This window comes from Microcystis sp. M_QC_C_20170808_M9Col, assembly GCF_007095495.1.
In the GTDB taxonomy this organism is placed as follows: domain Bacteria; phylum Cyanobacteriota; class Cyanobacteriia; order Cyanobacteriales; family Microcystaceae; genus Microcystis; species Microcystis aeruginosa.
Genome location: NZ_SFBZ01000020.1, coordinates 1 through 9,464, shown reverse-complemented (window position 1 = coordinate 9,464; position 9,464 = coordinate 1). Strand labels below are relative to the sequence as shown.

The 9,464-nt window shown below is 44.8% G+C and carries 8 protein-coding genes and 1 pseudogene; 4 read left to right on the top strand and 5 right to left on the bottom strand.

Annotated elements, in window-relative coordinates; all coding sequences use genetic code 11:
* Together EWV68_RS01400 and EWV68_RS01395 are read left to right on the top strand one after the other, a co-directional pair.
* A pseudogene (locus tag EWV68_RS01400) lies at window positions 1–99 on the top strand (IS630-like element ISMae26 family transposase); the annotation flags it as partial.
* Window positions 66–443: a DUF2290 domain-containing protein gene (locus EWV68_RS01395; protein ID WP_353737377.1), complete on the top strand. Its 378-nt coding sequence runs from the start codon at window positions 66–68 to the stop codon at window positions 441–443. The pseudogene EWV68_RS01400 and the gene EWV68_RS01395, both read left to right, overlap by 34 nt.
* Before the next feature lie 187 nt (window positions 444–630).
* Here the strand turns inward: EWV68_RS01395 and EWV68_RS01390 are convergent, their stop codons facing one another.
* Window positions 631–2,802 (bottom strand): EF-hand domain-containing protein, encoded by a 2,172-nt coding sequence (locus EWV68_RS01390; RefSeq protein ID WP_287168572.1) that lies wholly within the window; start codon window positions 2,800–2,802, stop codon window positions 631–633.
* A 294-nt stretch (window positions 2,803–3,096) separates the two neighbouring features.
* Here EWV68_RS01390 and lepB point away from each other — a divergent pair, with 294 nt between their 5' ends.
* Entirely contained in the window at window positions 3,097–3,699 is a 603-nt protein-coding gene (gene lepB / locus EWV68_RS01385) for a signal peptidase I (RefSeq protein ID WP_061430300.1), read from the top strand.
* Between the two features lie 53 nt (window positions 3,700–3,752).
* Here lepB and EWV68_RS01380 read toward each other — a convergent pair whose 3' ends face one another.
* The 3 genes from EWV68_RS01380 to EWV68_RS01370 all read right to left on the bottom strand — a co-directional run bounded on the left by EWV68_RS01380 (window position 3,753) and on the right by EWV68_RS01370 (window position 7,579).
* Complete coding sequence (locus EWV68_RS01380; RefSeq protein ID WP_190359357.1) at window positions 3,753–4,724, bottom strand: ribose-phosphate pyrophosphokinase; 972 nt, start codon at window positions 4,722–4,724, stop codon at window positions 3,753–3,755.
* Between the two features lie 204 nt (window positions 4,725–4,928).
* Entirely contained in the window at window positions 4,929–6,722 is a 1,794-nt protein-coding gene (typA, locus tag EWV68_RS01375; protein ID WP_287168571.1) for a translational GTPase TypA, read from the bottom strand.
* 152 nt (window positions 6,723–6,874) lie between these two features.
* Window positions 6,875–7,579, bottom strand: a complete 705-nt coding sequence (locus EWV68_RS01370) for a DUF1997 domain-containing protein (RefSeq protein ID WP_061430303.1) — start codon at window positions 7,577–7,579, stop codon at window positions 6,875–6,877.
* A 123-nt stretch (window positions 7,580–7,702) separates the two neighbouring features.
* On the opposite strand from EWV68_RS01370, the gene EWV68_RS01365 reads away from it, so the two are divergent.
* On the top strand, window positions 7,703–8,362 hold the full coding sequence (locus EWV68_RS01365; protein ID WP_287168570.1) for an SDR family oxidoreductase: 660 nt from the start codon (window positions 7,703–7,705) through the stop codon (window positions 8,360–8,362).
* Window positions 8,363–8,605: 243 nt separating this feature from the next.
* Here the strand turns inward: EWV68_RS01365 and EWV68_RS01360 are convergent, their stop codons facing one another.
* Entirely contained in the window at window positions 8,606–9,169 is a 564-nt protein-coding gene (locus EWV68_RS01360) for a Uma2 family endonuclease (RefSeq protein ID WP_150976256.1), read from the bottom strand.
* Window positions 9,170–9,464: the final 295 nt, after the last annotated feature.

The window sequence follows — 9,464 nt, the reverse complement described above, 5'->3', positions numbered from 1 at the left end:
TACAAAGACTTAATAGAAGGGATTGAATTGGCTATGTTAGAAGTTACTCAAAAAGATATTCGCAATTGGTTTACTCACTGTTGCTACTGTACCTCATAAGTCAGAGAATTGCTATATATGAAGAAGACGAGATATTTGCCGATATTATCGCCAAAAATATTGTAGCTGTACCGATTAGATTTGATTACGATCCTGATAATTTTCAAGAGATTCATCACCCCAGATGTCATCTCACCCTAGGACAATTCAAAAACTGCCGAATTCCAGTGTCCTCCCCTTTAACACCCAGCATATTTATTGCTTTTATCCTTCGTAACTTTTACAATACAGCCTATCATCTATATTCCGAGCAGATCAATTTTAACAATCAGCGATTTCCAGAAACCATAACTGAAATAGAAACAAATATACTACATTTTGCCATTAAATCTCCCTCTCTATAGTCCCTATCGGATTTACCCTCATACAGTTCAGCAAAACCTCGAAATTTTTTCTTAAAAAAGCTTGACAAAAGCCCTCAACTTGACTTATACTTTCTAGTATAATGGGAATCCGTGCCTGCCTGCGAACAGCTATTTTTTCAAGGAATAAGGAGTCAGGGAAAATAAAGACTCCTTAACTGAAGACAGTTTATTTGTGGAATTGGTGCAGTAGGTTGCGAAATTCTGGAAAACTAATCTGATTATCGCGACTTGTATCGGCATGGTGTAACATAGCTTCGATTTCCTTGTCTGTCACCCCCGGTTCGATCGCCTGAAGACAAGCTTTTAACTCCTCAAGGCTAATTTGTCCGGAGCCATCACTATCGAATAGCTGGAATCTTTCCAATAAAATTCTTTCCTGTTGATCACGATCGCTGTCACTACTAAAAGATAGACGATCAAAGACCTGAAAAGCGCGGGCGATATTTTGCCATAATTGACGGGACAGAGGACGATGGAGAATCGTTTCCTCCTCCTGACCGGTAACTCCGTACTCCCGACGCAAAGACTCGACAGTTTCCGTTTCCGAGGCCGGCAATTCCGTCAATAAATGCTTGATCGCCTCCCTGGAACTCTTACCGGTTAACACTTGCAGCAATTCTGACCCCACCCGGCGATCGGGGTCTTTTTTCCAAGTCACCAACAAACTTTCCAACAAAGCATCGCGGTAACTCTGCAAACGCAACCAATCCTCGCGACTATACTGCTTGTCCGGATCGAGAAGTTCGGCCGATTCCACACCCAACTCCGTTAGAATTGCCTGATGTTCGGCCTCGGTAATCGTCAACTCTAAGCGCATTTGTTCTAGGATTTCGAGGCTGTGGCCGAAGTCAGTATATCCCTCCTCCAAAGCCTCTTTTAACAAGGCTTTATAGGCTTTTAAACACTTCTGGTGTGTGAAATCCGGCAGTATCTTGGCTAACACATACACCTCATCCGCGTCCAAAGCTGACAGCGATCGCCGATCAAGATATTTAGCCGTATCGAGACCCAGTTTACCCAACTGTTTACGCAATCTTCCCGCTAGTCCTTCTCGTTGGTAACGGCCCGGATCCCTTGTCCAGGTGCGATATAACCATAAACTACTCAAAACAGCCGGTAAAATATCAGCGAAATAATACCAAAATTTTGGCAAAAGATTAATAAAAGGACGACCAGCGAAAATAAAGAAGAAATTGAAAATCAGAAAAGTTCCGACAGTAAAGACGCGGTGACGGATAATTTCGGTCGGTAAGGGCGACTTTTTGCGGATTCTATAGACTTTATAGGCATTTTCAACTTTTTTACCGAGAAAGTAGCCCAAAAAAGTGCAGATTGCCAAAGTTAAGGGGACAGCTACCAGCTTCGGAATCGCAATTGCCTGACCAGCAAGATAAAAACCCGGTTGAAAGAGGGATTCTAGTTGATTTTCTTCGTGCGCCCAAGCTCCAGAGAAATAATAGTCCCAATTGCCAGCATAGAGATAATAATAGATAGCATAGCCAAAAACTAAGCCAAAATAACCGTAATAAAGCCATTGGCGATCTCTGTTAGTAATCCCATCCCAATAGGATCTTTCCGCATCGATATCGATACAGGGACTCTGACAGGCAACACAGGCACTTTGTTCGCTACCATCTTCCCGGACAATACGACACATAGATTGAGTAATCCCACCGCGACTGTCTTCGTGAGCGGTACTATTTAGTAAACCCCTCGGTTCACCGTAAATCCTTTCCACTGGACTCATGGGACAGAAATAGTTACACCAAGATTTGCCCCCATACCAATAACCCACAAAGATCGCCACTAGAATAGTAAAGATTAAAAAGCTGCCTAAGACTAAGCGATCGGAATTATCAAAGAGAATCCGTCCGCATAAACCCAAAAATAACAGACTTAATTGTAGATAGAGATAATTCCGAGCTAAAAAAGAGTTTTTCGGCACTTTATAGATTTCATAGCGGACTTTCCCCGATTTATCGGTGTATTTTTTCTGACGCTGTTTACCCAAAGCGCGCGGTATTTGAGAAAGAAAGGATAAAGGACAGATACGCCGCCAGAGTTCGTGACCGAATACTAATAAGATAAAAATGCTACTAGGAACCACTATTCCCCAAAAAATCGGCGCAGCTAACTGATAGGAGGATTGGGGTAAGCAAACTCCCTGGACTTTAATGCACACATCGGGAGCAACTCTCAGGGGACTAGAGAGATTATTAGTATCGGTTAATTGTGCCGAAATCGGGTCAAAAAACAGAGAAAATATCAGAATTAACCAAGCGATGGTAACAACCCATCGCAGATAGTGCATTGATCGTTCGGGAATTTGTGCAAACATAGGTCTAAGTAGTGACGGAGAAGAGACTTTTAAGGGAGATTAGGGCTTCAATCCTCGAATTATCAAGCTTTTACTTTAATAGCGGCGAAAAACTTGCCTTTTTGAGAGACTGCATTGCCTTTTTCTACCCCCGAGGAAATTCCCCTTCAGGCAGCAGGGTGCGGCGTTGACAAATTAACAGTGATCCAGTATATGTGGGAAAATTGTCTTAAAATATTATCTACGCTGCTACTATCACTAGACTAGAACATTAAAGAGCGTATTGGCTTAATCCTTCTCAAAAGTTTAAATTCTATGGCTGAAAGCTTGAACCATAAATCCGAAAAACCCTCTCCTCCTCCCGTCCCCCAAGAAAATCCTTGGCTAGAAGCAGTTAAAACCATTGTCACGGCTGGAATTTTGGCTTTTGGCATCCGCACTTTTGTGGCCGAGGCCCGTTATATTCCCTCTTCTTCCATGGAACCCACTCTCCAGATTAACGATCGCCTAATTATCGAGAAAGTTAGCTATCATTTTCAGAAGCCAGAACGGGGTGATATAGTGGTTTTTAGTCCGACAGCCGCCCTGAAAGCTCAAAATTTTCATGATGCTTTTATTAAACGGGTGATTGGACTGCCGGGGGATAAGGTGCAAGTCAAAAACGGTCTAGTTCACGTCAACGGTAAAGTTTTAGCGGAAAAGTATATCGCCGAAGAACCTAATTATGCTTACGGACCGGTGACAGTTCCCCCCGATCAATATTTGGTTTTGGGCGATAATCGCAATAATAGTTATGATTCCCACGCTTGGGGCTTCGTTCCCCGGGAAAACTTAATCGGTCGCGCCGTGGTGCGTTTTTGGCCCTTCAATCGTCTGGGAGGACTTGACAACCCCGACGCTGCCACAAATCAGAATTAATGTCAACAAAATAAATATAAAAATTCCCCCTAAAACTAGGGGGATTCGGCCATCTATTTGAACATATTACTCACGGAATTGTCCTCATGAATGCGCCATATGGCCTCCCCCAGAATCGGGGCAACCGGCAAGACTTTCAGTTGCGGGAAAAAATGTTCTTGGGGGACGGGAATCGTGTTGGTCACGATCACTTCCTCGACTATGCCACTAGATAAACGCTCGATCGCAGGACCAGAAAAAACCGGATGGGTGGCACAAGCATAAACCTGTCGCGCCCCCTTGGCCTTCAGTAACTGCGCCCCTTGAGCGATCGTACCAGCCGTATCGATCATATCATCGACTAAAACCGCCGTTTTATCCTTAACATCGCCGATCAAGTTCATCACTTCCGCCACATTATGGGTTTGCCGGCGTTTATCAATAATTGCTAGGGGCGCATCACTGAGTTTTTTGGCAAAAGCCCGCGCCCTAGCCACCCCACCCACATCGGGAGAAACCACGACGATATCGGGTAATTTTTTACTGAGAAGATAGTCCACCACCACTGGGGAACCGTAAACGTGATCGAAGGGAATATCGAAATAACCTTGAATTTGGGACGAATGCAAATCCATGGCCAACACGCGACTTGCCCCCGCTTCCGTGATCAGATTAGCCACCAGTTTAGCGGCGATCGATTCCCGGCCGGCGGTTTTGCGATCGGCGCGAGCATAACCATAATAGGGAATTACGGCGGTAATTTGTCGGGCAGAAGCACGACGACAGGCATCAATCATGATCAACAATTCCATCAAGTGATCGTTGACGGGATTGCAACAGGGTTGAATTAAATAGACATCGCAGCCCCGGATCGATTCCTGAATCTGGATGTACAATTCACCATCGGCGAAACGTTTACGAATCATCGGACCCACATCCATGCCCAGATAACGGGCCACCTCTTGGGCAAGAGATACATTAGCGGATCCCGAAAAGAGACGAAGACGATTGCTGTCCGACGCGGCGGGAAACATCGGATGTCGCATCAAAGTAGCAGAATAGCTCACAGCAGATTCTTTACCCTCAAACTCAAGGCACTTTTTTCTATCATCTCAGTTTTGTTGAAAATCTGAGTGGATTTCTTTGTTAGATCTCAATCTTAACCAATTACCGATCATCTTCGAGCCATTGCTGCCCCTTTTAGCAGCAACGGCCATGGCAAAATTGCCGCCGGATTTTGTCAAAACCGATTAACGTTTGGCTAACTTTTTCACCGGTAATTTACGCAGACGGATCGATTTCGGGGTAATTTCCACCAACTCATCTGATCCAATGTATTCGAGGGCGCGTTCGAGACTCATATCCACGGGGGATTGTAACTGAACCAATTCATCCCCGGTGGCGGAACGATGGTTAGTTAACTGTTTAGTTTTGCAGATATTGATCTCCACGTCCTGAGGCCGGTTACTTTCGCCGATAATCATGTTTTTATACACTTTTGTCCCCGGAGTAATAAAGAATACTCCCCGGTCCTCGGCGTTTTTGAGGGAGTAGAAAGTGGCGACTCCTTCCTCAAAGGCAGTAATCACGCCATTGTAACGGGTGGCCAATTCCCCGGAGAAAGGACGATATTCGAGAAAACTATGGTTCATAATCCCCTCACCGCGACTCAGACGGATAAATTCCCCCCGGAAACCGATTAAACCCCGGGCCGGAATCACGAATTCCAATTGAGTACGGCCATTGCTGCCCGTCTGCATATCCTGCATTTCCCCTTTCCGTTGGCCGAGACGTTCGATACTGGAACCCACCGCTTCTTCGGGTACATCTAAAACGAGGTATTCGTAGGGTTCACAGGGTTGACCGTTAATTTCCCGGTAGATAACCTGCGGCTGCGATACTTGGAATTCGTAGCCTTCCCGACGCATGGTTTCGATGAGAATGCCTAAATGCAGTTCTCCCCGTCCCGAAACTAGGAATTTCTCGGCAGAATCACTTTCTTCCACCCGCAGGGCGACGTTAGTTTCTAATTCTCGCATCAGACGATCGCGAATTTGCCGCGAGGTGACAAAAGTGCCTTCCTGACCGGCAAAGGGAGAATCGTTCACCGAGAAGGTCATTTGTAGGGTCGGTTCATCGACTTTAATTAGGGGTAAAGCTTGCGGGTCATCGGCTAAAGTTACGGTTTCCCCGATGTTAGCGTCGGCAAAACCAGCCACAGCAACGATATTACCGGCGCTGGCCTCGTTTAGTTCCACCCGTTTAAGACCTTCAAAACCAAGAAGTTTTGTTATTTTACCCTTGACAACCGCGCCCGTATCCTTTACTAAAGCTGCCTGTTGACCAGCTTTAATTACGCCGTTATGGATGCGGCCGATAACGATGCGTCCTAAGTATTCCGAGTAATCGAGGGTGGTTACTTGCAGCTGTAGGGGTTTGTTAACGTCCCCGGCCGGTGGTGGAACGTGGTGTAAAATCGCTTCAAAGAGGGGCTGCATATCTTTGTCTTCGTCTTCGAGGCTTTCTTTGGCGAATCCTTGCATCCCGGAAGCGAACAGAGTAGTAAAATCACATTGGTCGTCATCGGCACCCAGTTCCACAAACAGATCGAAAACTTTGTCCACGGCTAGGTTAGGATCGACGTTAGGGCGATCGATTTTATTGACCACGACAATCGGTCTTAATCCCTTTTCTAGGGCTTTTTTCAGCACAAAACGCGTCTGGGGCATCGGCCCCTCGTTGGCATCGACAATCAGGATACAACCGTCCACCATACCTAAAACCCGTTCCACTTCGCCACCAAAGTCGGCGTGACCGGGAGTATCGACGATGTTAATCAGGGTGTCTTGGTAACGAACGGCGGTGTTTTTGGCCAGAATGGTGATACCGCGTTCTCTTTCGAGGTCATTGGAATCCATGACGCAGGTGGGTACATCTTCCCCTTCTCGAAAGATTCCCGACTGTTTGAGGAGTGCATCGACGAGGGTGGTTTTCCCGTGGTCAACGTGAGCAATGATAGCAACGTTACGGATAGGCAGAGACATAAAATATTGAAGTAGTCTTAGGTTTATTTTTACAAGTAAACATTTCTTAATAATTCTAGCTTAGACTGACCAGCACCGTTAGCAAATCTTTATTTTTCCTTGGTTTCCCATCAGCAAGCTCTACTGATTACTGTTGACAGACTCCCCAAACCCTAGGCAAGCAGCCCAACCTCGGATGAGTCGAGACGATGGAAAAGACGACTGGAGGCAGGGGGTAGGGGTAAATTAAAGCTAGAGTGAAAATCCTCTTGAACTTTGTAGGTTAAGCGAGGGGAAACTTGGCGAACAATTTGCGTCAACAGTTTATCACCGGTTTTTTGGAGAATGGGACGGGGAATCTTATAAATAAACTTGGGAAACTTAACCATAACATCCATACGCAGTTCCCAGGTGACTTGGGTGATAACCGCCGGAATATCCCGTCCCTGTTGCCGAAAAATTGCCTCAATTTCCCGACTAGGAGAAGATAGCGGCATTTCCTCTAGTTTCATAATTGCCTGATAATCCACTAGATAGCCTAAAAACGGTTGATCGGGAATGGGAACACTGCGAGTATGATAGACTCCATTGACGGGAAGTTCCAGAACCACAGCGATTTTCGGCTCCAGTTCATAGCCAAAAGCTCCATATTTACCGATGGTGATAATATAACCATTGTCACCGAAGGGCAGAGTTTTCATCGGTTCGGCACAACGACAAAACCAACCTTCGTGAGCGCCCAGATAATCGGCAACCTTGTCCTGATTGCTATACATATCCATACATCCGGCAAAATGGGTTTGAAAACCGAGAAATTGATTGTCTTCTTTGACTTCTACAGATTCGCGAGCTAGGGAGTTAATGGGGGGACGCTGCATGACTTAAAACCTGGAAAATGATAGTGCTAGAAACAGTTGGGGATTAACTGCCAAAGGATCAGGGAAATTTGTAGAATTGAGATTAGTGTAACGTATTGTTAAAAACTATTAGGTCAATAAGCGATGAAAGCATTTGTAGCAGGAGCCACGGGGGAAACGGGACGGAGAATCGTTGCCCAATTAGTCGAACGTCAGATTCCCGTACGCGCTTTGGTGAGAAACCGCGAGAAAGCGGCGGAAATTTTGCCAGCAGGGGTGGAAATCGTCGTCGGAGATGTCCAACAGGCCGATAAGTTAGAGGCACTCATCGCTGATTGTAGCGTTTTGCTATGCGCCACGGGAGCCAGACCGAGTTTTAATCCCACGGAACCTTTGTTAGTGGACTACTTGGGAACTAAAAATCTCATCGATGCCGCAAAAAAGAAAGGAATCGAGCATTTTGTTCTCGTTACTTCCCTCTGTGTATCGAACTTTTTCCATCCTCTCAATCTCTTTTGGTTAATTTTATTCTGGAAAAAACAAGCGGAAGACTATTTAATCAATAGTGGACTAACCTACACGATTGTGCGCCCCGGAGGCCTCAAAAACGATGATAATCTTAATGCCATTAAAATGTCATCCGCCGATACCCTTTCTGAGGGCAGTATTCCCCGCACGAAAGTGGCCTCGGTTTGCGTAGAATCCCTATTTTATCCCGCCGCTAACAATAAAATTCTCGAAATTGTTGCCCCCTCAGACGCACCCAATCTCGATTGGACTCAATTGTTTCAAAGTGTCACCTAAACAGTTATCAGTCATCAGTTATCAGTAATCAGTGAACAGTAATCAGTGAACTGATAACTCAAATCTGGAAACTAAAAACTCATATCTGATAACTCATATCTGATAACTGATAAGTAGGTATGCGTTAAAAATTATCAGATGCCCCCCTTATTAAGGGGGGATTAAGGGGGGATCGAACCTAAAATCCATTTTTAATTTAATTATAACCAGCTACTTAACTGATAACTGATAACTGATAATCCGTTAACCTCTTAACCAGTCAAATAATTGACCGAGGGTGATTTGAAAATTCGTAGCAAAAGCGGGGACGGGTAAAAGAGCATTTTCTGATTCAAAAATAGCGATAGTTCGATCACTAAAATAAACAAAGATAATTTCTTCTTCTGGATCGATTAACCAACCCATTTGAGTGCCGTGATCTAGACAATAAAGAATATTTTTAACAACTTTAGTCTGATTTTGATCTGGAGAGAGAATTTCAATTAACCAGTCAGGAGCGATCGCAAAAGTATTTAATACTTTTCCCTCGCCATCGCGAGGAATATTTTCCCAGAGAAAAACTGAAACATCAGGAACTAGAGAACGACTGCCAAAAGTACAACGCAATTCAGGATAGGCACGGGCAATTCGTTGGGGTTTTAGACTAGCGTTAATAGCCGGAACCAAATCACCTTGAATAGTGCTATGTTTACCTTGGGGCATTGGTTTAGGAATAATTTGACCGTCAATAAATTCCTTGCGGGGTTTAGTTTCTGGTAATTGCAGAAATTCCCTTAGTGTCAGGGAATTATTAACAGTGACAACCATAAAATTTTTTTATTGATCGCTATGATCGTTAATTTTATCGCAATTTCTCCAAACAGAGAAGATCAAAAACAGTTATATAGGGCTGGCTGAATAAATCTAAAAACCTTGTTGGGTAAGACTTTTAGATCTTTTGTCAATCAAAAAGTACTGGCTCTGGGAGTGATCGGGGGGAAATTTAGGCACTTTTTCCCTGAAAATTAGGTAATTGGCCACCTCAAAACTGGTAAAACCCCACACCCCACACCCCACACCCCACACCCTGCCACCACCGAAAAACTTTTTGCCGCAAACCCTA